Source organism: Halogranum amylolyticum (assembly GCF_900110465.1).
GTDB classification, from domain to species: Archaea; Halobacteriota; Halobacteria; order Halobacteriales; family Haloferacaceae; genus Halogranum; species Halogranum amylolyticum.
The window spans coordinates 1-24,625 of sequence record NZ_FODV01000037.1; the positions used below are offsets into that span (position 1 = coordinate 1).

Sequence of the window (24,625 nt, forward strand, 5' to 3'; positions counted from 1 at the left end):
ATATCGCCAGACGGCGTCCAATTCCCGGTTAATCTGACGGAAGAACGCCGTGAGAGCGTCTGAGACTGACGTCACTCGGCGGCAAAACAAGGCATGGCCGTAACAAGACCTGTCACGTAGGTTTTCGCATGGTGTTTCTGCTGCATCGAAAAGCACAATAGCTCGTCAATCGGAGCAGTGCAGGAGAGAAACGACGTGATTGGCAGCGGCAGTCACTATGGGTCATTGAGCTCGATAAGCGTGTGAAGTCAAATAGCTAGACAGTGCCCGCTTGGTTAACCATAATTTATTTGTCCGTTCAAAAGTTATATTTAGACACGAATTTGCGGACCTTGAAACTGCGCGAGGATTCTGATAGAACCACTTCTTAGAGTGAACTATACAGTTTGACGTGTTCGTCGACAATAGTTTCCATCGAAAATCGCTCAGATACGAATTCACGGCCCGTACTTCCGAGTTGCTCGATCTCGTCTGTTTCAAGCAATTCGATTCTTTCCGCAAGATCATGCGGAGAGTTCACGGAGCATAGATATCCATTCTGCCCTTGGTTTACTACTTCTCGAACGCCAGGAATATCTGTGGATATTATAGGTAATTCCGCAGCCATGGCCTCCAAATGTGTTGTCGGAAGGCCTTCATTTGATGATGCAGAAACAAAAATATCTGAATTTTTATAATATGGGATTATTGAATCAACATATCCAGTGACCGTTATTTTATCCGAGAGGCCACGTGATTGGACTTCTTTTTCTAAAGACTGTCTCTTTGGACCGTCACCAACAATGACTAGATGAAAATCATCTGAATTAGCGATTTCCACAGCTTTGATTAAATCTTGCTGTCTTTTCTGTTCAACACAACGTGCAACATTAAGAACTGTTCTATTATGTTCTTCAAATCCAACCAAATCGGGGGTCACATTAGATGACTGCAGCTCTTGTGTGAATTTACTAACTTTAATTCCGTTGTATATCACACTCATGTTGTTGTCTCTTTGGAATGAATTCTTCACACCGTTCGAAACACAAATAATGTGAGAAGAAAGCGGCTCAGTAGCATACTCTGCACATCGTTTGAAAGCAGGTTTGTGGTGTTTCACATTGTGATATGTAGCTACGTGTGTGATGCCAAGATACCCACATACAATCCTACTAACGAGATGCGAGAATGCAATATGTGAGTGAAGAATATCCACTTTGAGCTTAGACAACAATCTCGTAAGTTTCCAGATTGCTTTTGGAATTGATCCTGCAGAAATGTCAGTATCCAATGAATAGATCGGGATCGACTTGCTCTCAAACTCTTCTCTTAGCTCTCCAGCACGGCTCCCCACAATTACGATTGGTTCCACGTTTGGCTTAGAATCGAAACCAATTGCGAGATCTCTTACTAATCTCTCTGCCCCACCATTATTAAAATCGTTCATGAATAGTGCAACTTTCATACTTGACTTTCCCCCTTTTGACCCACCCTCTGGAAAATGCTCGCATAGACATTACCACAATGTTCCCATGACAACTTCTCGGCCGATTGAAAAGCGTTTTCCGACAACCGCTCTCTTTGTTCTGGTTCTTCGAGTAGTTCGGAGATTTTCGCTGCAATCTCGGTAGCGCTTTTTTGCTTCACTAGGTATCCATTTTCGCCGTCAACCACCACATCAGAGACCCCTCCGACATCACTAGCAATTACTGGGTTTTGGGAGGCGAACGCTTCTGTAATAACAGTAGGCATACCTTCTGTATCGCCAGATTCTGCCTCAATCGATGGTAGAACTACGAAGTCAGAAGAAATATACCAATCCTTGAGTTCCTCCTCGCTTACCCAGCCAGTGAACTCTACAAGATCATTTACTCCTACTTCTTTCGCATAATCTCGAATTTCGTCCTCCAGTGTGCCAGTTCCAACAATCACTGTTTGGAAGGCTGATGCTTGGACCTCAATCTTATCGATTGCATCAATTAGATATTTTATTCCCTTTTTTTCTGCGATTCTACCCACATATAGACAAGTGATTGGTTGGCTACCTTTATTCTTCTCACTAGATTCATCTGATGTATCTATCTCGTAGTTGCTCAGATGAGCGCCCATAGGTTGTATGCGGTACTTGTTAGTAGATGGTGGTGTGCTGGGGTCAAGCATCGATTTGTACTCGCCCCACACGTGGGTGCTCACTGGCATTACGACATCCGTCTTGCTGTGGATATACGTAGAGATAGGCGTGGCACATGGCAACCGCTGTAACCCAAAAACGCCTCCTGCATGTAATGTCATCACGTGCTTACAATCACAAAGCGTGCTTACTGTTGCGCCAATAAGTCCGTTCGGCACCAGCCAATGGGAGTGGATTATCTCAATATCTTCTGTCTTAACTAAGAAAAGTGTATGAATCAGTAGTGAAATCATCAAGATTGGGACTTGCACGGCAGCCAAGAGACTGCTGGTGATGGTTTTCAGCATCCCTTGCCCCTGGAAGTTCAACTTCTGATATTTTAGCGGATAAAAGTACGGATACCGATGTACTTGAAGATTATTCACTGATCCTCGCTTCTTTGCATCTGGGTGGTGAGGAGCTAATATAACGACCTCATGACCGTTCTTGCTGACCTCATTTGATAAATCACTCACAAATGTTGGCACAACGTCATCTTCCCAACGAGGGAACGTGGTCGTGATTACCAGAACCTTCGGCTTTTTCTCTGTCATTCGTCGTGACTCCTACCCAACACACTTTGTCTTTTCTCTTTATCTAACACAAAGTGTAGGCTCTGTGCAACCACTCCAAGAATAGCAGTAGGATCCCGATGTGAGAGCACCCCATGACAGGAATCTGCTGCACTATTAGTTCGGAGTTGTTTCAAGGCCTTAACTTTGTTATTCCTGTTCCAAACCCAAAGTAGTTCGTTTGGTAAAGTCCATCGATAGTACATTTCTGAATCATAGGTCTGCAACTCGGGAGGTGTTGCACTAGTCGCAATTTGAGTGATTATTCGGGGTATATTTACCCCAGACTGTATAGATAAATTAATAGAGCTCCATATTCTTGGATTTACTTCTAATAGTTTGTATTTCTCATCGGCTGGATCAAATAGGACATCCATGTGTGCAGGTCCGACCCATTCAATTTCACTCAGTATTTCTAAGACGTCATGTACCCATGGACTGATCTCTACACTCTTTGCTTGGATCGCTGGACCACCTGTGTCCGGGTACTGAATTAGCTCTTCATATACATGTACTGCTCTTGGATTCGAATTTTCATCGAACACAGTTCCGATACTATAATGTCCTCCTGAATGATTTACGAATTCTTGAATAATTGGCTTTTTTTCCTGGCTCGCAAATTCAGAATATGAAGACTTCAGTTCAGAGGGTGTGTCAGCCCTCACAATTCCCCGTGCACCAGACTCCTCTCGTGGCTTTATAAGTACCGGATATTGAGCAACCTCGGTAATTTCATCAATTGGTTGCTTTGAAACATGATATGTATTGGGGGTTGAGACATCTATTCGATTAGCAAGCTTTTCGCATTCCCATTTATCACTTAATGTTTTGATTTTACTTGGGTTTGCTAACAAAGTGTTAGTAGAGTCTGACAACTCTTTTTGAATCTCTGACAACAGTACCGTTGTGATGTCCCTCATAGGGAGAATCACATCATACTTTTCTCTTTCTGCCAGCGATTTTATGAATGTGTGAAACTTTTCCTTGTTATCTTCTGGATTTGGGTAAACAACCGATTTATTTGCAAAACGAGAATATCGGCTGAGGTTTTGTTTGAATGACTCACCAACGTGTATCTCGTTTCCAGCCAATCCTAAAGAACGGACAAATGCTAATCCTGAGAGCGATCTTGCATCCAATATCAATATTTTGTTCGACATCTTTTACAACCTATTAAGGTATGAATTACTGTTTTTCATTCGATGATGATTCTGTTGGTTTGTCCTTGATTTTTCTAGCTGGCACCCCACCCACTACAGTGTTTGGAGGCACATCTTCTGTCACAACAGCCCCGGCCCCGACCACTGATTCTTCTCCAACTGTGACCCCTGCAAGAATAGTTGCGTCTGCACCAATCCAAGCATCTTCTTTGATGTGTATTGGGCTGACTTCCCCATATACATTTGATAGCTTTGAATTTTCAGGGTGCATTGAACAAAGAAGCGTTACATTTGGGCTTATCGTCGCTCGATTATCTATTTTAAGCAGATGATCTTCTTCAATATTCCGCCCAAACGGTGTAATCGTAATATTTGGACCAATATAGCAGTCATCTCCGAGCTCAACGAAATTCATCTGGTGAAGTGCAAACTGACGTACTCTATCAGTTGGTGCAGACCGTGCAACAAGGTACCACAGATACCGAGTTACTTTGTCATATACCATAGTTCAAATTTTACCTCTAGTTAGTGATTGAGTCACGCCCTGGTTTAATACATTCGACATTCTACAAAACTCATACCCCCGCTGGTCTATCTTCTTAATTATTCTTTTGAATATGTTCTTGGAGTTTGGCAAATTCCGTTCAAAAATCATTCGTTTTTGCGTTGAGAGACGCTCGTAGGAGTCTGTCCGGTATAAATCCTGTAGGTGGAGGTTGTATACGAGGACGTTTGGCAAGTTCGAGATTGACAAATATTCAATCAGAGGTCCACCCAATAGCTTGAAATAACTTTGTGAGGTGGGAATTCGAGCTCCTGTAGTTCCGATAGGTATCTCAATTAGTTCGTTTACCTGCTCTGGAATATAGAGTTGACGCGGCTTAGTCACGTTGTTGTATATTCCTGGCCGATAGGATGGAAATATACTAGAATCAAATAAAAACCCCTCTTCCTCAAGGATTCTAATTTCATCCGGTTCAATATTCCCTTGGGGTGCCCGATAACCAATGGGGTTTCTCCCGAAGTGGTCACAAAATGCTGTCTTCCCTCGGCGAATTTCTGACCGGAAATCATAATTCTTCTCTACATCATGTTGGTATGAATGTAGGTGGAACTCGGTGTCTAAGTCTTTTTTTAGCTGATCGATCTTATGCGGGAATTTTTCAATTGTTTTACCTACGACGAAGACGCTGAGTGGAACATCTACCTCTTGGATTAACTGAATAAAGTCGTCCAAGTACTGTAGAGTTAGATGGTCATAGCCACTCTGCTCAAAATACCAATCATTCTCTAGATCCAGAGTTACACAACAGTATAAGTCTTCACTCACGAATTTGGACCTCTAAGTTCTCATTTGTTTGCATATCAAACAACATTGCGAACATTAGGAACATACATCCGATCGTGAATAGCATCATACTTAACGATGCAGAAACAAATAATTTGTTTCCTAACATGAATTTCGAATACAGCGACCAAACGCCAGCAAATGAGCCAAGCCCAGCTGTAGATGCGCCAAATAAGTAAAACAAAGCCAAAGGATGGAAATCTAACACGAGGTACTTGATCTTCAACCGCCACATGAAGTTCCTAAGTAGCATTCCCGACACCTTCTGTATATATGTTCTATAGTTAATGCTAGATTCTTCTTCACCATAGATCGCGGGTATTGCTACGTCGGCAACCCGCATACCCTTCGCATTCAACTTCACCAGCAAGTCGTTGCAATATCCATAGTATTCATACATTCCTTCGATACCTACATTCTCCAATGCATAATTTGAGATGGCAGTGTACCCATTCTGAGGATCCATTGTTTTCCAGTATCCGGATGAAATCTTTGTTAATAATGTTAGAATTGAGTTCCCGATGAACCGGAATTTAGGCATGTCTGATCGGAATTCACGGTACAGTAACCGGTTGCCTTTTGCATAATCAGCTTCTCCTTCAACGATTGGGTCTAAGAGTTTCGGTAGTTGATCTAAATCCATCTGCCCATCACCATCTACAGTCGGGACAATGTCAACCCCGTCTCTCAATGCTGCTAGGTATCCTGTTTTAATTGCCCCTCCAGCACCCAGATTTTCTCGGTGTTGAATAGGAACTACTCGTCCAATAGGTTCATCAAGAATAGCCCGTTTATCTAACATTGATTTACCGCCATCTGCAGTAATAATTTTACTAGGATTAGAATCTTCAATGTATTGATTCTCCCTAGCGGTAGCAATGATCTCATTCCACGTCCCGTCTGTAGAACAATCATCAACAACGTACATCTTATCGACGTATTCAGGCATTTGGTTGATGACTTCGCTAATCAGACCCTCCTCATTATAGGCTGGGATCACGACACCAACGGTGTGTTCTCGATACATATCGGTCATCTTGTGTCTACGTTGAGAACTACAGATTAGTCTTTTGGTCGGTCTTCCATTGGAGTAATTTTACTATTTGTAATGTCGATATGCGAATGATTTGGGCATTATCAATCAGACAACACAAGCAAATTCCAGATTGTATTCCTTATGTATAAATTATATTGTGTTTTGTAGATTTATATGTGTATCGATCTTGTGAAGGACATTATTGGTGAGTCAGAGAACAGTTCGAACGATTTCTTTCAAGGCTTCTCGTCCGGGTTTACGTAGGATCTTCCGACGAAGTTCGAAGAGTCTGAGCATCCGTGTTTGGTTAAGCCGGAAAACCGAGAGATTGCGTTCTGTTGACGAAGTTATCGTGGTAGACCGTGTGGGAGAGAATGTGTTCAATACCCTCTCCCGGATATCATACGACGGCGGCTCACTTCCCTGTTTCCAACCGAACTTATCGACGACATCGCGCGCGTAGTACACAAGCTAAGTTCTGGGGATAGGCCACTTGTAAGCGTCCGTTCCGGCCCTTGGGGGCTATGAATTGCCGGACTCGTAGTTGCAATACTTCTCTTATCCACTAGAGCGCGATGTCGTCCAACGCCACTGGATAATCGACATCACGGTGCTCGTCTGGACGCTCATCATGGGCTTCGCCGTCGACGGCGAAGCCCGCACTATCGCGGGGTTCCAACGTGCCTACGCCGCAGCGACCAATCAGACGCTCTCCCGCTCTAGCTTCTACGATCGATTTACACCAGCACTTGCTGCCTTGTTGAGCGACCTCCTCGCGCATGCGCTCGAGGAGGTCGCGGTTCCCCACACGATTGCACCACAGTTCGAGTTGTTCCGTGAGGAACCGAGCGACTGCATCTCTCGACGGCGGTCACTCGAAGCCACAACTGAGCCACATGAGTGTGTTCTGAAGCTCTCGTGTGATTAGTCGAACGCCGTAGATATCGTTGTAATAACAATGGAGGAACGCTCAGAAGAGTTCTGGTAGATGTTGGTCTCGTGTTCGCCCCCGCTCGCTAGGGGCGAACACGTCAAACTCGCGTAGAAACTCGAAGTCAAGATACTCGAACAACGCGAGCGTCTCGGTAGCCACGACATTGAAGAACTCGTCGATAGAAGCTTCTCGTTGCAGGGTGCTGGCGCTCGTGGACACAGCTCCAACATCCTGCATCTTCGTGTGTGACGCTTTCTATGACACCCTCCTACCCAAAGTATATCACTACCAGACACAGATCATCCGCTATGAGATTAACTGGAAAACAAATCCTCGTCACGGGTGGTGCTGGCCTCGTTGGTTCTCACATTGCTGCAGACCTCGCTAAAGACAACGACGTCCTCGTCGCCGATGACCTCTCGAAAGGAACGCGCGAGCGTGTCCCCGACGGCGTTCAATTCACCCAAGCGGACATGACCTCCCCTGAAGATGTTGCTGAGGTCATCACTGAAGACACCGACATGGTGTTCCATTTCGCAGCCTACACCGACACCAACTACAATAACCCACGGCAGCTGTTCGAGGAGAACACTGAGATGACGTACAACGTCCTCGAGCGAATGAAAGACGTCGGCGTTCATAACATTGCCTTCACGTCGTCCTCAACCGTCTATGGAGAGGCACTGATGCCAACCCCCGAGGACTATGCGCCACTGGAACCGATCAGCGTCTATGGGGCTTCAAAGCTCGCTGACGAGGGACTCATTTCCACCTTCGCACACTCCGATGAGTTCACCGCGTGGATCTTCCGCTTTGCGAACATTGTCGGTCCAAACCAACGTGGCAACGTGATCCCCGATTTCATTGAAAAGCTCGATGAGGACTCAGAGACATTAACGATCCTCGGGAATGGCCTCCAAGAAAAGTCCTACCTCCACGTCGAGAACTGTATCGACGCAATGGAACACGTCGTCGAACACGCCGGCCAAGAGTTGAACATCTACAACCTCGGTACGCGGACGACGACGTCGGTTAACTCGATTGCCGACATTATCGCCGAGGAAATGGGACTGGACCCCGACTACGAATACACCGGTGGCGACCGTGGATGGAAAGGTGACGTTCCGAAGATGCGTCTCTCCATCGAGAAACTCGACGCACTTGGATGGCAACCACCGAACTCAAGCGACGATGAAGTCCGCCGTGCCGCACGTGACCTGATCGAGGAAATCGTCGAGGAAAAAGCCGCAGAAGCGCAGACGAACTAACCTTACTGTGTCGTCTGCGTTTCTGTGTACTGCCGACAGACCTGCTCGATTCCCGCCTCGAAGCTAATCTGTGGCTCCCACCCCGTTTCTTCGGTAATCTTCGAGATATCGGCCATCGTGTCGTGGACGTAGATGTCCTCTCGAATCGGGTTATCGACGTGCTCCGGATCGATATCGGTTCCGAGCTCCTCATTCAACAGTTCAACAACCGTGTTGAAGTCGTAGCTCTCGCCAGTCCCGAGGTTGTAAATCCCGTTCAACTCGTGTTCGGCGGCCGCAACCAGCCCACGCACGATATCGTCGACGTGTGTGAAGTCGCGGGTCTGCATTCCATCGCCGTAAATCTCAGGCGCCGTTCCGTTCGCGAGATCGTCAGCGAACTGCGCGACGATGTTCGCGTACTCGCCTTTATGCTCTTCGGCACCACCGTAGCCCTGATATACTGAGAAGAATCGCATCCCCGCCATCGACATATCGTAGTGGTTGTAGAAGTACTCGCCGTAGCGCTCGCGAGCGAGCTTGGATGCCTCATAGCCTGTTCGAGCCTTCACGTCCATATTCTCGGGAGACGGTTCAGTTCGATTTCCATAGATGGATGATGTCGTCGCGTACACGACTGTGTCACAGCCATCTTGACGCGCCTGATCAACCGTGTTGACGAATCCCTCGACGTTCACACGAGCACCCTTCGTCGGATCCTCCTCATGCATCGCATACGAAGAGAGCGCTGCGAGGTGGAATACCACGTCAACGTCCGTCGGCAAATCCTCTTCCAGCACACTTGCGTCGACGAACGCCACTTCTGCATCAAGATTCTCAGGCGTTCCAAGATACCCGTCGTCGACAGCAATGACGTCGTTCTCCTCGGCAAGGGTATTCGCGAGGTTAGACCCAATGAATCCCGCCCCGCCCGTCACCAGCGCACGTTTGTCTTGCATGTGCAGGGGTATACAGAACAGCGATAAAAGCGTTCTATCTCCTGTTTATAGATGACACTATTTTATGATGAAAAGAAAAGGAGAGGGGTTCTAGCCCTATCGAAGCTTTGTATGCGCACCGACCACAGCGTCGCTCAGATCAACACCCTCGATTGTCGACTCAGTGTCTACTACTGTATCTCTCAGTTGTGCCCCCTTCACCTGCGAATCAGGGAACACAACGGTTCTCGAGAGCGTTGAGTCGGTCACTTTCGCACCCGAAAGCACCTGTACACCCCCATCAACCGTACAGTTATCCACCAGTGCCGAATCGGCAATCATGTATTCTCCATCGAGTGCCCATTCGACGGCATCGAGATACCCCTCTGCAGCACCGATATCGAACCACGCGCCATCGAACGTATACGCAAACACATCGCCACGGTTCTGGAGCCACTGCATGAACCAGCCAGGTTCATCAGGGTTGTTCCCATCGGAAAGATACTCTTCGAACAGCGGCAGCACCTCTGCAGGGAACCCATAGCAGGCAATCGAGACGAGTGTACTGTTCGGGTTCTCGGGTTTCTCTTGAAAGTTCACAACCTGCTCACCCTCCAGTTCGACCAGCCCATAGGATTTCGCACGTTCACGCGATTCAACGTCGTAGGCGGCAAGCGTCGGTGAGTCGCGCTCTTCGAAGAAATCTAAGAACTCAGAAAAGTCGAAGCTAAACAGATTATCGCCAGCGACCACAGCCAAATCCTCGCGCACCTCTTCACGCACAATTAACTCAGCAAGTGCTCCAACGACACCGAATTTCTCATCTTCGTCGCGCGTCTCTTCGATTGAGAGTGTTGGCTTCTCAAAGTCACTTGCCGCTAAGTGCTCTGCGAACTCATCGGCAAAGTACTCGTTCGTACTGACAAACACTTCCGAGATACGCTCGTCTGCTTCTAGCTCCGCAAACAACCGGTCGATAACGGTCGTCTCCCCAACGGGAAGGAACATCTTGGGTCGCTCTTTCGTAATCGGCCATAATCGAGTCGCGTAGCCACCTGCAAGGACAACTGCTTTCATGAGACAACTAATTTATCTCGTTACCCTTGTATTAAATATAATGTCTGCGGTTTGAATGACTGTTGTTCAGCTTTCTGCTCGGTGGGTGGTCGCAAGCTATATCGGGTAATCACTACCAAGTAGCAGCAATGACTTGACGGACAGAAAACGACACTGACGACTCAGGTCCTCGCTGTCGAAACTGCAATACTCCGATTTCGCGAAGCGCAACAGGGACGAGGTCCATGTCGATCACAACGCACTGTCCAGAGTGTGGTGCTCTCCTTTGAGATCTGCCTAGACGTAACAGACGGAGACTTCGAGCGTTGGAGAGAGCTTCTTTGGCACAGGTATCCCCCTAATTGGATAGGTGTCATTCAAAAGCATTTTAAATTTATCGCCCATCGAATCAGATATCTTTGTACGCAATACTTACTGCCAAACCTAGTATCGTAACCTCTGGTTATTGAGATAGTCGATCGTGCCAATTTGTTGTTTATGACATTATCAGATCTTTCCAATGAACGTCTTAATATCATACCACCCGTATTCTGGACTTTTAGAAATTCGAATGATAAGACAGAAAGATTGTAGTAGCTGACTGAAGAGACATATTTTATGAATGTCGCCTCGGCCGTCGTGCTCGCAGCGGGCGAAGGACAACGGCTCCGCCCACTCACTAAACACCGCCCAAAACCCATGTTGCCAGCGGCCAATCGCCCGATCCTCGAACACGTGCTCGATGCCATCATCGACGCTGGGATCACAGACCTCCATCTCGTCGTCGGCTACAAGCGTGAGCGCGTTCAAGATCACTTCGGCTCGACGTATCGTGGTCACGGCCTTACGTACCACCATCAACGCAAACAACTTGGAAGCGGCCACGCGCTCTTGCAAGCCGATGGCGAGATCGAAGCAGATTTCCTCGTCGTTAACGGTGATCAACTCATTAGCACCCAGACAGTGAGTGAAGTCATTAACGCACACTCAGTCGAAGATATCGCAACACTTGCGATCGTCGAAAGTGACGATGCACCCCAGTATGGCGCTGTTCGCATGGAAAACGACCATATCTCCGCACTTGTCGAAAAACCCCACTCTGATGAGTATCGCCTCCTCAACGCGGGTGTCTACGTCTTTGCCCCGTCGTTCTTTGTGGAAGTCGAGAACACACCCCGAGAAAATGGTGAACTATCACTGACGGACACCCTAATCCAACTTCTTAACAAGGACGAACTCGTCCGTGGGATCCAAACCGACGAGGTCTGGCACGATGCCACTTATCCGTGGGATTTGCTTTCGCTGGCGAAGACGCTGCTCGTCCGACCAGAAATGATTGCGACTCCAGTCGTCGATTCAAGCATATACGTCGATGAAAGTGCGATCGTCCATGACGATGCGACACTTCGAGGCCCAGTCGTCATCGGTCCTGATAGCGTGATCGGCCCGCAGGCGATCGTCGGCCCGGATACGGCAGTCGGTCGAAACGTCACCGTGGATGCTGGTGCTGTCGTCGCGTCGTCAGTCATCGACGACGATACGCGAATCGGCCCGAACGCAACACTCGCTGAATGTGTAACCGGACAAGACGCAGACATCGACGCTGGGACGACCATCTCTGGAGCCACTGCCGATGTCCGTATCGGAACCCGAGTCCACGAGAATGTCACACTCGGCGGTGTTATCGCTGACCGTGCGCACCTCGGGAGTGGGACCACCCTCTCGCCGGGCGTCTTGATAGGTCCGAATGCCGAAATCCACCCAGGAAGCCACATTACGAGTAACGTCCGCGAGGGCATGGAGGTGCGAGATTAATGTGTGGGATCATCGGGTACGTCGGACCGAGTTCGAACCCTGCAGAGATTCTCATGTCCGGCCTCTCCACACTCGAGTACCGAGGCTACGACTCGGCGGGCATTGCCGTCGCAAACAGCAGCCTTGACGTCGAGAAGCGTGAGGGCGAACTCGAGATGCTCGAACAATCTGTTGCCACCAGCCAGTTCAGTGGAAACGTCGGCATCGGACACACCCGCTGGAGTACCCACGGGCCGCCGTCTGATCGGAACGCTCACCCCCACACGGACACGGATGAGTCAGTCGCGGTCGTCCACAACGGTATCATCGAGAACTACCAAGAGCTGCGCGATGAACTCCATGCGGAGGGGGTTATCTTCTCGAGTGATACAGATTCGGAAGTCGTCCCACATCTCGTTGCCAAACACCTCAAAGAGGGAGATGACCCCGAAACTGCGTTCCAGCGTGCAGTCGACAGACTCGAGGGCTCGTATGCGCTTGCATGCGTTGTTGAGGGCGAAGATGCGATCTTCGCGGCTCGCGAAGATTCGCCGTTGGTCCTCGGAATTGGGGAGGAAGGGTATTATCTCGCCTCCGACGTGCCGGCGTTCCTCGAGTACACGCGCGATGTTGTCTATCTCGACGATGGGGAGTTCGTCACGCTACGCGAGGATGGCTATACGGTCTCGAAGGACGGCCACCCTGTCGAGAAAGAAATCAAGACGGTTAACTGGAGTGCCGAACAGACGGGGAAAAGCGGGTATGATCACTTCATGCTCAAGGAGATCCACGAGCAACCCGCCTCACTTCGGCAGTGTCTGAGTGGGCGTATCGACGAGCTTGCAGGCCACATCGTCGTCGAGGAACTCGACGAGCTCGAAGCGCCACGTAGAGTCCACTTCGTCGCCTGCGGCACCTCCTATCACGCCTCGCTGTATGCGGCAGCCCTCCTGCGTGATGCTGGCGTCCCCGCAACGGCCACCCTCGCCAGTGAGTTCGCGACGGCAGACCCGCCACTCCCCAACGGTACGCTCGTCGTCGGCATTACCCAAAGTGGGGAGACAGCCGATACGATGAGTGCGCTTCGCGATGCCAACTCCCGAGGAGCTGAAACGTTGGCACTCACGAACGTCGTTGGAAGTACGGCAGCGCGCGAGTGTGATCACGTCCTCTACATCCGTGCGGGTCCCGAGATTGGGGTTGCTGCGACCAAGACGTTCTCCTCGCAACTCATCGGTGCAAACCTGCTTGTCGAGAAGTTGTTAGGGAAGACGACCACTAGTCGTGAACTCATCGAGTCGCTTCGAGATCTCCCAAGCAACGTCCAGGCAATCCTCGATGATTCGAACGCCGAAGAGATTGTCGATGAGTATCTCGATTCGACGGCATACTTCTTCATCGGCCGGGGACTGCACTTCCCGGTTGCCCTTGAGGGCGCACTGAAATTCAAGGAGATCACCTACGAGCACGCTGAGGGCTTCGCAGCTGGTGAACTGAAACACGGCCCCTTGGCACTCGTCACCGCCAATACACCTGTTTTCGCGGTGGTAACGGGCAACGACGAGAACGCCCGCAAGACCATCGGGAATGTCAAGGAGGTTGAGGCTCGCGGTGCGCCCGTGATCGTCGTTACTGACGGCCAGTCGGATGCTGAACGCTATGCCGATGCCGTCCTCAAAATTCCTGAGACCCACGAGCGGGTGGCACCGCTGCTCGCGAACATTCAACTACAGCTTGTGGCCTACCATATGGCCAATCGGCTTGGTCGTTCGATCGATAAGCCACGAAATCTCGCTAAAAGCGTTACTGTCGAGTGACACAGATATCGAGATGAGGTTGCTGTTGGGAGGACAGCCTTTCCGTCGAGTGTAGTTGGTGGAAAGTAGTCTCGGCTTTCTCTCAGAAATCAAGCCTCGGGGCATTCACTTGGCTTTTTTGTGAATGCCAACCGAATATATCAAAGAGGGCAGATATTACATATACTAATATGGGCATTTTTACCAATAAGTGACTATCATTATTTTCTATAGAACAAGGAACCCAGAATCTTTATGTTGGTAGAAATAGCTGAATCAATTGACCACACAAATCAGTAGTTCCAATACTAGTATTGTAAACTTCGTTTTTTCAGAAGCTCTTTATTACAATCTCAAAGCTCTCTATTACACCCTCAAAGTGCATGAGAGACTGTGGACGAATATTCCGCACCAACCATCAGGTTCAACATTATCTCACTTTTTCGATTGTATCTGAACCGTCATCGAGTGGATTCCCACAGACTGCACATGTATTGGGCTGCCAAGGGACAGTACTAATAAGATCTTGTTCTTGGTCGCAATAGGGACAGTATGCAGTCTTCGCCATATCATTTTGAAGGTGAAAATCCTTTATATGAAATTCGATCTTATTTCGTTATTCTAGCCACTTATTCGACAATTGATTCCTAAATCGGTGGTGAGTAGTATATTTACAACATACCCTCCAAATATTTGCCTGTGTATGTAATCAGAGAAACAATAGAGGTTCAAGCGTATGCCCTCGTCTGCAGGGGTGCGACGGTTTCGGTAGTTTGAGTTGTATTCGCATCGCCACTCCGATAGTTTAGTAATCCTACCACCCACACACCCAAGTATGGTTACGACGCGTCGAGAACGATTCATTCGCGCGCAAGTTGCGTGGATGACTGCAGCCCTTCTTGCACTGGCGCTGCTCGACGCCCTTACTCTCGAGCTATTCTTTGTCATCTGTCTTATTGGATTTCTTGTCGTCGTCGAATTAACTGCTCCATTCAGCGTTACGCCGTCCTGGCGAGCACGACTCAAATGGATTATCGGGCTCGGACTGGTCATCTTCGGCTACATCGTCGTCCGTCGAATTCTTGAAATTCTTCCGGAGGGGATTTTCTGATGGACTGGCAGAACCTGCGTGGTAATTATCCACGATTGCTCTTGATTGCACTTGTCGGCGTTGTCCTGCTTGCATTCGTGATCGCTGCTAGTACATCAACGGCCGCATTTGGGATCTACAATGCAGCCTGGGATGGTGCATCTGGGATGCAAACCCAAGCCGACAGTGTCGATACCGAAAGCAAGATCGCATTAAACACGAGTATCTATACAACAGCCAATGCAACCGGGACTGTCTCAGTCATCCTCTCACCGGAGACTACATACAATCAAACAGAGACACAACGTGTCAGACAGTTCGTTGAAGCAGGCGGTACAGTCGTTGTTGCAGAAGATTACGGTCCACACGGCAATGAGCTACTGGCGGGGATTGGAGCGACGGCCTCAATCGATGGCCAACCGCTTCGAGACGAACAAAACACCTATCGCTCACCTGCGATGCCAGTCGCGACAAATGTAACGAATGGGACACTCACACAGAACGTGAGCCAACTAACGATTAATCACGGGACAGTGGTCGAAGCAGCTGAGGCAGATGTCGTGGTTCGATCCTCAGAGTTTTCCTATCTCGACACAAATCGGAACGCAGAACTCGATGAGAGTGAGACCTTGCAATCTTATCCGGTTGTCACCAGTGAATCGGTCGGCGACGGTCGTGTGATTGTCGTCAGCGATCCGAGTCTCTTTATTAATGCGATGCTCGAGCGACCAGGAAACCAACAGTTCACACAGAACCTCTTCGAGACTCACAATCAGGTGATACTTGATTACTCACATGCAGGACAGCAGCCACCACTTGCGATCGCGTTGTTAACGATTCGTACCACACCACTGTTACAAGTTATTGTGGGGACCATCGGTCTCGGCGCACTCCTCGTGTGGATCCAACCACCACAGGCACTGCGCCGACACAGAGATGACAACAGCCCAACGCACGCTACTGCGAGTAACACCGCCACAGAAGCAGCGTTCGTCGCGTACCTCCGCAAACACCATCCCGAATGGGAGTCCAGTCGAATGCAGCGCATAATAACAGGTATTTTAGACCAGCAGTCGGAGGAAACAACCAATGAGTGATCCCGAAGCGATTTTCGAGGCTATCCGTGAGGAAACTGGAACCGTCCTGATCGGGAACGAAACGATCGTCGAAGGGCTCGCCATCTCGATGCTAACCGGTGGTCACACCCTTTTAGAAGGGGTTCCGGGCGTTGCAAAGACAACGATTGCGAATCTCTTTGCTCGGACGATTGGTCTCCAGTATCAGCGCATTCAGATGACGCCTGACGTCCTGCCAGCGGACATCACAGGAACTCACATCTACCGTGAGAACATCGGCGAGTTCGAATTACAGCGCGGCCCGATCTTCGCGAATCTCGTTCTCGCAGACGAGATCAATCGGGCAACACCAAAAACCCAGAGTGCGCTCCTCGAAGCAATGCAAGAAGGGCGAGTCACGATCGAAGGCGACACACTCTCCCTGCCAAAGCCATTTATGGTTATTGCAACCCAGAACCCGATTGAACAGGAAGGAACGTTTGAGCTGCCAGAAGCACAGCGTGATCGTTTCCAATTGAAGTATATCGTCGATTTACCTGCCCGAGCCGAAGAACGAGCACTCCTCCAGCGATTCGATTCAGATCCTGATTTGAGCCCTGAGTCAATCACGCAAGTGGTCCACATAGAAGACCTTCTCGCTGCACGCGAGACGGTGAACGAGGTGTATGTCGACCAGAAGGTTCTGGAGTACATTCTGGATATCGTCTCAGCGACGCGTGAGTCAGAACTGCTCGAACATGGTGCATCTCCACGGGCATCGCTTGCGTTCCTCAACGCTGGGAAAGCACGGGCTGCAATCCATGGCCGTGAGTTCGTCACCCCGGACGATATCAAGACGTTGGCACCGAACGTCCTCATTCATCGGGTGATCCTCGGGACTGAAGCAGAACTGAGTGGTCGTTCACGAACGGAAATCGTCTCTGAGATTCTTGACTCAGTCGACATTCCGACAAAGGATCTGCAGGACGATGTGGTCTCATCGGCTGAGACATCTAATTGAACCAGTCCATCCTATTCTTTTTTTATGTAGCAGTTCACACGAGAATATCTTCTGGAACGAAGACGAGAAGAGTGAAATTGACCGCCTAGTGAGACGATTCAACGTCCCAGCGACACGTTACCTGAAACGCATCCGTGTCGTCACTCGGATCGCTCGTCACTTCCGTTTCGATCGGTGTCTCGAGTCCAACAGTTAATCCGACTGCAAGAAATGACGCTACCGGATGATCGACGTCGTCAGCTAGCTGGTACGCACTATTACTCACAGCAACGGTCAGACGACCCTCCTCGCGGTCGACCTCAGCTGTTGCGGTCTCGACTAACTCGAAGACGTTGGTCAGTGCATCCGTCAACTGAGTACTGAGTTCCTGTGGTGTGGATCCAACCGGACCAGACGTCGTCTCTTCGAACTCGCTGAAGAGCTCTCGACCAGTCGGCGTGAGTGCAAGCCCTCGCTCGTACTCGTTGTCGGTGATAACGATCGTTGCCTGCAGGGCCTCATCAGCTGGGAGGTCATAATCAGCATGTTGTGGCACGAACAATCGCACCGTCTCCGTTTCGTGGGGCACGTACAAGCGATTCTGTGAGAGGCTCAGCTCATCGACGAGTGCTGTCTCGTTATCCATGACTGCAGTATAGATTCGCTCGCCGACGTCAGCAGCGATGAACCGTTCGGGAGTGAGATAATACGTTAACACGGCAGCAAACAGCCCGATCCCTGCCAATGCAAATAACACGGTCTGTGCAGCAGGAAACACCACCGCACCAAGAGCAGCAATGCTTCCGATGACACCCAATCCGAGTGCACTCCGACGATAGGTGATCCGACGAGCATGCACATACTGTTCACGCAGGCGGCGATTCTCTTCTTCAAGCAGTTCGACTTCGGCACGGAGATCGGATTCTGCAGTCTCTGTCTCAGTGCTAGTGCCGTTTTGGAGTGGTTCGGAACTCATCACTTATTCCTCGTTGATTAGATCAAGCCGCACACGTTCGAGACGGTGCAGGACATATGCAATCGTCGATGCAACTAGAAGACTCGCTACTGCAAGGATCCAGAGGTCGACTTCGAGAACAACTGCTGTGAGGCCGATACCGCCGACAACTGCAAACGCTGTGATCGTGGCAAGCTGGAGACGACGTGAGTGGGGTCTTCGGCTGTATTCGGATAGCAAGATGAGCAACAACCCACTTTCAGCAAGAAGGATTCCGACAGCGACTTCCTCAGAGAAAGCGCCGACTAACAACACCTGCCCGAAACCGAATGCAAACGGTGGTGAAAGCGCAAACACACCGAGAACTAAGAGTCCAGCCAACCCCAATCCGAGTGGTCCTCCAAACCAGAGCCACACGACGCTTGTCACAATAACGCCGAGGATAGCGATTGGCGATGGACGTGAAAATGACCATGGCCCGTCAAATCCCGGTTCGTCAGCGGTACTCACTGTTCTGACTCCTGTTGTGGACGCATGCGTTGATGTGTTAGGATCGTCTCGAGGTGGTCACCAGGGCCGACCTCAAAGGCAGCGACACAGGAAAGGCTGTGTAGTGATCGTCTGAACTTTTCGAAATCGACGTACTGTCGGTATGCAGTGTCGAGATCGGCGAGAGTATCGGTTTTAAACAGTACCGTCGGTGTTAGAAAGACGAGCACATTGTCGCTGTATTTTGCGGCAGTGCGGGCCGTTTCACGAACCCGATCACGGTCCGTATCGTCGGTGAGGAGAATTGTCCACGAGGAGCCAGACTCTTGCAGTTGTGCACGACGGACCGCCTCAAGCAGCGGATCATCTTGAATGTGCTCCACATACACGTCACTTGCAGTGAGGAACGGACGAATTCGTGCAGCGAACGCCGACTGGTCGGTTGTCAGCCGTTGTGCAGCAATTCGTGTAACAGAGGGGTGGGCCGTACTGCTTTGGGTGTTCGGCACCGAAGTCTCTGGTGCAGTCGGTGTGAGTTCATGGAGAATACCGCGAATCTGCCGGAATCGAGCTGCGGTCGTGCGGGGTAGTACCGTCGTTGTTAATCCTAAATCACCGACACAATAGAGGCTTAGTGCGTCGTTGTTTTTTTGTGCTGATTGAACGATCCCTAGGGCGACTTCACGAGCGAAGTCGAGCATTGTTTGGCCTGCTGGGCCAATATCCATTGCCGCGCGGTGATCAACGATTAGGTGCGTCGTTCGGTCAGCTTCGACTTCGAACTCACGAACATATGGCGTCGCCTGACGAGCTGTTGCCTTCCAATCAATTTGGTTGAGTGTATCTCCGGGGACGTATTGTCGAAGCCCTGCAGGGGTGAGCCCAGACCCCGACCGGTTCGTTTGATGCTCACCATACGCAGCGAGCATCTGTTCACCAGCTTGGCCGACGTGCATATCGTTCGGTCCACGTGGCTCGACAGTAAACGTCGCTGTCGGGCCTCGAACAAACGTTTCAGTGAACAATCCCTGGTGGTCGGTGAATTGAATGATTGGCTCACCAACTTCGAGACGGCCCGCGATCGGTGCCTCCAACTCGAAGGATTTTGTCGCAGATGTTTCACCGACTGGTAACCGAAGTTGTCGTTCGGCTTGAGGGACAGAATGGGCAGCAACAGGGGGCTGTGCGGTCACTGTTACATCGACGTCAGTGGTGGCTGGCTGACTGGCACGCATAGTCACAAAGATCGTATTATTGATCGCAACACGTGACTGTGAGAGTGTGTACTCAACGGTGAGCTCACGCTCAGCACGTGTGAACGACCCAACGGTCAAGGCCTGAGAAACCAGCAATACCACGCCGATCGCAACCGTGCCCCCAAGTGCAAGTGGACGGTCGATAAGAAGCGTAAACAGCAGGAAGAACGCGCCGAGTCCAGCTATCGCCCAATATCGACGCGTGGGATACATCATCCGACACAATTCAAGGAATACAATTGAAGCTTGCGCAATATCTCTACTTTGCGACAGGGAGATAGCCGATCGAATTTCTCGTCGAAAGAGGCGAAAGTATCTTTATGTTCACATCGGTATGCACATGATGTGACCCCGTGGCTTCATTCCCAACGACGGGTGTTTCTCCTGTTGGTCCTCATAGTGGCACTTCTCTCGTTTGCGCTGCCACCTGCCGCAGCAACGACGGCAGCGTCGCACCCCCAGAGTAGCGAGGCATCTGCGCGGTCGTCGATTGCGGCAAGTGGATTCCAACAGCAGAATAATACGACTGTCCAACACGAGAATCCCGAGGCAACGAATCAAGACGGCAATCTCGGACAAGTAGAGGCTCATCTTTCACGTGTGCTAGCAGAGCGACTCGGTGAAAGTACCGTTCAGCTAAACCAAGAGGAATACCAGCAGGCACGTCAACTGACTGGAGATGAGTACTCTGATGCGCTCGCAAAATACATCGACGTCGCAGGGGAGACCGGGAACGAACAGACTGCAGAGCGATTTGAGCAGGCACAATCGACACAGCAAGAGTATACGAATACCGTTCGTGAGTTCCAACAAACGCACGACGAATATCAGGAAGCGAAACAAAACGGGAATGAAGAACGTGCTCGTGAGCTTGCGCGTGAACTCACGCGACTTGCAGAGCGCTCGAATAGTCAATCGACACAACTCAGTCAGTCATACACATCTCTGTCGAATCAAACGGGAGCGAATTTCACTGAGTCACAGGAATCGGTCGACGAGATACAAAACGAGATTTCGACACAAGAACAGACAGCTCTTGAAGAGGAGTTCACACCAACAGAGCTCACTGTCGATGAAAGCCAATCAGCAGTCTCGTTCCAAGACCCATTAGAACTGAGTGGTCGCTTAGTGACCGAAGATGGGGAGCCACTCGCAGAGCGAACGATTCAGCTCAAAACACCTGGCCGCAATGTTACTACCACGACCGACGAAGATGGCCAATTCTCACTGTCATATCGGCCAACAGTCCTCCCACTTACAGCAGACAATGTCACAGTCCGATACGTTCCAGAGCCCTCGTCAATCTATCTCGGAGCGAACGAATCGATGGATATCTCGGTTACACAGACGAATGCAACACTCAGCATTGAGTCAGCTCCAACGACGACAGCCTACCAAGAAGAGATCACGATTCGCGGTGAGACAACGGTCGAGACGACACCAGTCGCTGGACTGCCAGTGAGCGTCTCTCTTGGGTCAATTCCACTCGGGACCGCACAAACGACAGAGACGGGAGAGTTTGAACTCCAAACGAGGCTTCCCGCAGGTATCACAGCCGACACACATGATCTCCAAGTCCGAGTGGGGGTCCAAGAGCGAGCAGTAACAGCAGCACCAGTGAGACAATCGGTACAGGTCGAGTCAACACCGACAGCACTCACACTTGCGACAAACGAAAGTCATGGTCGGACAGTACCGGTATCAGGGCAGTTCCAAACGACGGATGGTGACACGATTGGGGGACAGGAACTCGAGTTCAGGGTTAACGGTACGCTCGTCGGAACCGCAACGACGACTCCCAATGGTACGTATCACTCACAGGTCCAGATCCCGAAAACACTACTCGACGGGGGCGCGACGACGCTCCAGTTGAGTACGGTCTATACGGGAACCGGTACAAATCTTGAACGTGCGAGCGCGCGTACAATGGTGACAGTTCACGCGGGTGGATCGAACCAATCGTCACCGCTCGAGACAGAGTCACCGCTGGTTTATTGGGTCGGCGGGACGCTCATCGGGATTATACTCCTTGGAGGTGGAGCGTTCTTGTATCTCCGTCGCTCTTCGACAGCGACGTCGACGGCCACTGAGACAGACACCTTTGCAACGAATGACGGCGAATCGTCGTCATCTCCTGAGCCGGATCTCTCATTGCTTGCACTTGCGCGTCGTCGAGTCGCACGTGGTGAAACAGAAGCCGCCGTTGAAGCTGCCTACGAAGCACTGCGTCAACAGATCATCGCGATACTCGGGCTGGGATCTTCAGTAACCCACTGGGAACTCTATCAGGCCTATCAGACACAGATCGGTAGTGATGAAAGTTCGCTTCACGAGCTAGTCAGACGCTACGAACAGGTGGCTTACGGCAAGGAGAAACCCTCGGAAGATGAGGCGACAACAGTGATCGATTTGTCCGCAGCGATGGTTCACGCAGAGGACCAAACACCAGATAGTGATGACTGACTATCATTTCGAAGAGAGCTAATCGACTAATTTTTCAACTATGGCTCGCTTTGCATAATTGTGACAGACCGCAGGACATGGCGATTACTATTGCCACCAGTCGTCCGCCGTCTCCCGGCAGACCTCGCAGCAGTCATTGGGTTTGTTGTGCTGACTGTCGGTGCCGTCTTTATACCTGGAGTCAATGAGTCAATCCTGCGCGTGATTATCGGACTGCCGTTCGTCCTCTTTTTGCCTGGCTATGCCTTTGTTGCTGCGCTCTTTCCGGAGTCAGGTGAGGCGTCGGACGAACAGCATGCAGCGACACAAACAGCCACAGCAGAGACGATCGAGCGTGACACTGGCGGAGGAATTGATACACTAGAACGGATTGCGCTCTCATTTGGAACCAGCATCGCGATTGTCCCCCTCATCGGGCTGATTCTCAACTTTACACCATGGGGTATCCGGACGCTTCCAATTGTACTCTCCGTGGGCGGCTTTACCAGCATCGCTGCAATCATCGCCTCCTCGCGTCGGCAACGTATCCCAGAAGCGGATCGGTTCCACGTGCCCTATACAAGGTGGATTGGTGCAAGCAAGCGTGAACTCCTCGAACCCGACTCACGTGCTGATGGTGCACTCAATATTATTCTCGTCGTGAGTCTCCTGTTAGCAGTTGGTAGTGTTGGGTTTGCAGTGGGTGTTCCCAAAAAGGGAGAATCGTTTTCTGAATTGTATCTTCTCACAGAATCCGAGGACGGCGATCTTGTCGCCGACGGGTATCCAACCGAGTTCACACGCGGGGAAAGCAAGCAACTGTATGTCGGAATCGGAAATCACGAACACGAAGCTGTCAATTACACAATTGTCACCGAGCTCCAGCGAGTCCAAATCCAAAACAATTCGACACAAGTCGTAGAGCGCCAAGGGGTACGTCGATTCCAGACACAACTGCAGGATAACGAGACGTGGCACCGCAAGCACAATGTGACGCCGCAGCTCACGGGAGAGCGTCTCCGGTTGACGTATCTTATGTACAAGGGGCAACCGCCCGCGAATCCGACAGTCAACAACTCGTATCGAGAGACGCATCTGTGGGTGAACGTCAGTGCATCTGGCACGGTGTCGTCAAACGCGACCTCTTCGACTTGACACTGTGTGAATCTCCGTCACTTGTTGATTGCTTTTGCGATGTTCACCAGCAAGATGCGGATTTCAAGAAGTCGATGAATCAACTTCGTTTCCGCATGTGGCACAAGAATCGGGTTGCCAAGCGACCGTGCTGACGATCTCCTGTTCTTTTTTACAGAATTGGCAGTATGCAGTCCTTGGCATAGACATACAATTGGTGGATACATTTGTAAATGTTCGCAGATTATTTGCGAGGTTTAGTTTCTAATTCACTAGGTGTCCTCTTTTCTGATTATCGATATTGTTATTATTGTAAGTTTATAATTAATTGTTGTTATAGAGGAGAGAGAATATCATGCTTAAGGGTAGGAATGAATCCCGTCACACGCATAGTGCAAGTAACACCCGAGTTGGCTCCTCTGCTGCGTTGAATAGACAGACGGCGTCGGGATAGACCGTCAAATCAGTAAGGATGAAGCCGAGGAGGTCGATTATGGTGGAAGTCGATCTCCTCGACTTCGTTGAATGGTTCAAGCGGCTAGCCAAACAAGCCTTGGGGAAGCACGCGGGCGAGCCCGCCACCGGCGGGTTCGCCCGCTGGAAGCACGTCGTCATTCACGGGTTTCGGCTCGAAGAGGACCATAGCTTCCGAGAAACCGCAAATCGGCTGAAGTACATGGGTGACATACGGGACGTCCTTGAATTGGACAGGAGCGACGTCCCAGATTACACGACGCTGAACAAGTCGTTCGACCGGATCAAGATGTGGGTGTGGCGGGCGTTGCTGCGCGTTTCAGCGCAGCAACACCCGCAGTCTGGGTTCGCCGCTCTCGACAGCACGTTCTTCGATCGAGGCCACGCCTCTGCGCATTATCTCGATCGGTCGAATCAGGCAGTTGAGACGCTGAAGGTGACGACACTGACCGATACAGCGTCGCTCGCTGTTCTTGACGTGCAATGCCATGCGCAGTGGCGGCATGATACGAAATCCGGGCCGCAGGTCGTCCGCCGGAACGCGGACGACCTGCATACGGTCGCTGCTGATAACGGCTTCCAGGATTGGCACTCTGAATACGAGTTGCCTTGTTTTGCCGCCGAGTGACGTCAGTCTCAGACGCTCTCACGGCGTTCTTCCGTCAGATTAACCGGGAATTGGACGCCGTCTGGCGATATG

Annotated in this window: 19 protein-coding genes and 4 pseudogenes; 10 read left to right on the forward strand and 13 right to left on the reverse strand. The window is 50.4% G+C overall.

The window, feature by feature from the left end; all coding sequences use genetic code 11:
• Window positions 1-367 precede the first annotated feature (367 nt).
• From BSG17_RS24645 to BSG17_RS28835, 7 genes and pseudogenes are all read right to left on the reverse strand, one after another.
• The gene (locus BSG17_RS24645; protein ID WP_089828016.1) at window positions 368-1,444 is read right to left on the reverse strand and encodes a glycosyltransferase; all 1,077 of its coding nucleotides are present in this window, start codon (window positions 1,442-1,444) and stop codon (window positions 368-370) included.
• Complete coding sequence (locus tag BSG17_RS24650; protein ID WP_089828017.1) at window positions 1,441-2,703, reverse strand: glycosyltransferase family 4 protein; 1,263 nt, start codon at window positions 2,701-2,703, stop codon at window positions 1,441-1,443. Before BSG17_RS24650 ends, BSG17_RS24645 begins: the two co-directional genes overlap by 4 nt.
• Window positions 2,700-3,881, reverse strand: coding sequence for a carboxylate--amine ligase (locus tag BSG17_RS24655; protein WP_089828018.1), 1,182 nt, complete (start codon window positions 3,879-3,881; stop codon window positions 2,700-2,702). Before BSG17_RS24655 ends, BSG17_RS24650 begins: the two co-directional genes overlap by 4 nt.
• Window positions 3,882-3,906: 25 nt before the next feature.
• Window positions 3,907-4,296: an acyltransferase gene (locus BSG17_RS24660; protein ID WP_139246808.1), complete on the reverse strand. Its 390-nt coding sequence runs from the start codon at window positions 4,294-4,296 to the stop codon at window positions 3,907-3,909.
• Window positions 4,297-4,389: 93 nt separating this feature from the next.
• Window positions 4,390-5,211, reverse strand: coding sequence for a polysaccharide deacetylase family protein (locus BSG17_RS24665; protein WP_089828020.1), 822 nt, complete (start codon window positions 5,209-5,211; stop codon window positions 4,390-4,392).
• A complete protein-coding gene (locus BSG17_RS24670) occupies window positions 5,204-6,256 on the reverse strand; it encodes a glycosyltransferase family 2 protein (RefSeq protein ID WP_089828033.1) in 1,053 nt (350 codons plus the stop codon). The genes BSG17_RS24665 and BSG17_RS24670 overlap by 8 nt, the downstream gene beginning before the upstream one ends.
• A gap of 219 nt (window positions 6,257-6,475) precedes the next feature.
• Window positions 6,476-6,568: pseudogene (locus BSG17_RS28835) on the reverse strand (IS1595 family transposase); the annotation flags it as partial.
• Window positions 6,569-6,809: 241 nt separating this feature from the next.
• On the opposite strand from BSG17_RS28835, the pseudogene BSG17_RS24675 reads away from it, so the two are divergent.
• Window positions 6,810-7,106, forward strand: a pseudogene (locus tag BSG17_RS24675) (IS4 family transposase); the annotation flags it as partial.
• A 33-nt stretch (window positions 7,107-7,139) separates the two neighbouring features.
• Here the strand turns inward: BSG17_RS24675 and BSG17_RS24680 are convergent.
• Window positions 7,140-7,436, reverse strand: a pseudogene (locus BSG17_RS24680) (IS5/IS1182 family transposase); the annotation flags it as partial.
• Between the two features lie 71 nt (window positions 7,437-7,507).
• Here BSG17_RS24680 and BSG17_RS24685 point away from each other — a divergent pair.
• Window positions 7,508-8,467, forward strand: a complete 960-nt coding sequence (locus tag BSG17_RS24685) for an NAD-dependent epimerase/dehydratase family protein (protein ID WP_089828021.1) — start codon at window positions 7,508-7,510, stop codon at window positions 8,465-8,467.
• 2 nt (window positions 8,468-8,469) lie between these two features.
• On the opposite strand, the gene BSG17_RS24690 is transcribed toward BSG17_RS24685, so the two are convergent.
• Together BSG17_RS24690 and BSG17_RS24695 are read right to left on the reverse strand one after the other, a co-directional pair.
• Window positions 8,470-9,405, reverse strand: a complete 936-nt coding sequence (locus tag BSG17_RS24690) for an NAD-dependent epimerase/dehydratase family protein (RefSeq protein ID WP_089828022.1) — start codon at window positions 9,403-9,405, stop codon at window positions 8,470-8,472.
• 96 nt (window positions 9,406-9,501) lie between these two features.
• The gene (locus BSG17_RS24695; RefSeq protein ID WP_089828023.1) at window positions 9,502-10,461 is read right to left on the reverse strand and encodes a nucleotidyltransferase family protein; all 960 of its coding nucleotides are present in this window, start codon (window positions 10,459-10,461) and stop codon (window positions 9,502-9,504) included.
• A 597-nt stretch (window positions 10,462-11,058) separates the two neighbouring features.
• Between BSG17_RS24695 and glmU the strand changes: the two genes are divergently transcribed.
• The 5 genes from glmU (at window position 11,059) to BSG17_RS24720 (ending at window position 17,196) form a co-directional block, all read left to right on the forward strand.
• Window positions 11,059-12,255: a bifunctional sugar-1-phosphate nucleotidylyltransferase/acetyltransferase gene (gene glmU, locus BSG17_RS24700; RefSeq protein ID WP_089828024.1), complete on the forward strand. Its 1,197-nt coding sequence runs from the start codon at window positions 11,059-11,061 to the stop codon at window positions 12,253-12,255.
• On the forward strand, window positions 12,255-14,051 hold the full coding sequence (glmS, locus tag BSG17_RS24705) for a glutamine--fructose-6-phosphate transaminase (isomerizing) (protein WP_089828025.1): 1,797 nt from the start codon (window positions 12,255-12,257) through the stop codon (window positions 14,049-14,051). The genes glmU and glmS overlap by 1 nt, the downstream gene beginning before the upstream one ends.
• Window positions 14,052-14,865: 814 nt before the next feature.
• Window positions 14,866-15,141 carry a DUF8044 family membrane protein gene (locus BSG17_RS24710; RefSeq protein WP_089828026.1) on the forward strand — a complete coding sequence of 92 codons (276 nt, stop codon included), beginning with the start codon at window positions 14,866-14,868 and terminating at the stop codon, window positions 15,139-15,141.
• Window positions 15,141-16,217, forward strand: a complete 1,077-nt coding sequence (locus tag BSG17_RS24715; RefSeq protein WP_089828027.1) for a DUF4350 domain-containing protein — start codon at window positions 15,141-15,143, stop codon at window positions 16,215-16,217. Before BSG17_RS24710 ends, BSG17_RS24715 begins: the two co-directional genes overlap by 1 nt.
• The gene (locus BSG17_RS24720) at window positions 16,210-17,196 is read left to right on the forward strand and encodes an AAA family ATPase (protein ID WP_089828028.1); all 987 of its coding nucleotides are present in this window, start codon (window positions 16,210-16,212) and stop codon (window positions 17,194-17,196) included. The genes BSG17_RS24715 and BSG17_RS24720 overlap by 8 nt, the downstream gene beginning before the upstream one ends.
• An 85-nt stretch (window positions 17,197-17,281) precedes the next feature.
• Here BSG17_RS24720 and BSG17_RS24725 read toward each other — a convergent pair whose 3' ends face one another.
• Genes BSG17_RS24725 through BSG17_RS24735 form a run of 3 tightly spaced genes read right to left on the reverse strand, consistent with a single transcriptional unit; the run spans window position 17,282 to window position 20,091 of the window.
• The gene (locus BSG17_RS24725) at window positions 17,282-18,151 is read right to left on the reverse strand and encodes a DUF7982 domain-containing protein (RefSeq protein WP_089828034.1); all 870 of its coding nucleotides are present in this window, start codon (window positions 18,149-18,151) and stop codon (window positions 17,282-17,284) included.
• A 3-nt stretch (window positions 18,152-18,154) separates the two neighbouring features.
• On the reverse strand, window positions 18,155-18,640 hold the full coding sequence (locus BSG17_RS24730; RefSeq protein ID WP_139246806.1) for a DUF8163 family membrane protein: 486 nt from the start codon (window positions 18,638-18,640) through the stop codon (window positions 18,155-18,157).
• Window positions 18,637-20,091: a DUF58 domain-containing protein gene (locus BSG17_RS24735; protein ID WP_089828030.1), complete on the reverse strand. Its 1,455-nt coding sequence runs from the start codon at window positions 20,089-20,091 to the stop codon at window positions 18,637-18,639. The genes BSG17_RS24730 and BSG17_RS24735 overlap by 4 nt, the downstream gene beginning before the upstream one ends.
• 129 nt (window positions 20,092-20,220) lie before the next feature.
• On the opposite strand from BSG17_RS24735, the gene BSG17_RS26545 reads away from it, so the two are divergent.
• From BSG17_RS26545 to BSG17_RS24750, 3 genes and pseudogenes are all read left to right on the forward strand, one after another.
• Window positions 20,221-22,338, forward strand: coding sequence for a peptidase associated/transthyretin-like domain-containing protein (locus tag BSG17_RS26545; RefSeq protein ID WP_139246807.1), 2,118 nt, complete (start codon window positions 20,221-20,223; stop codon window positions 22,336-22,338).
• Window positions 22,339-22,398: 60 nt separating this feature from the next.
• Window positions 22,399-23,472: a DUF1616 domain-containing protein gene (locus tag BSG17_RS24745; RefSeq protein WP_089828032.1), complete on the forward strand. Its 1,074-nt coding sequence runs from the start codon at window positions 22,399-22,401 to the stop codon at window positions 23,470-23,472.
• Window positions 23,473-23,947: 475 nt separating this feature from the next.
• Window positions 23,948-24,550 (forward strand): annotated as a pseudogene (locus BSG17_RS24750) (transposase); the annotation flags it as partial.
• Window positions 24,551-24,625: the final 75 nt, after the last annotated feature.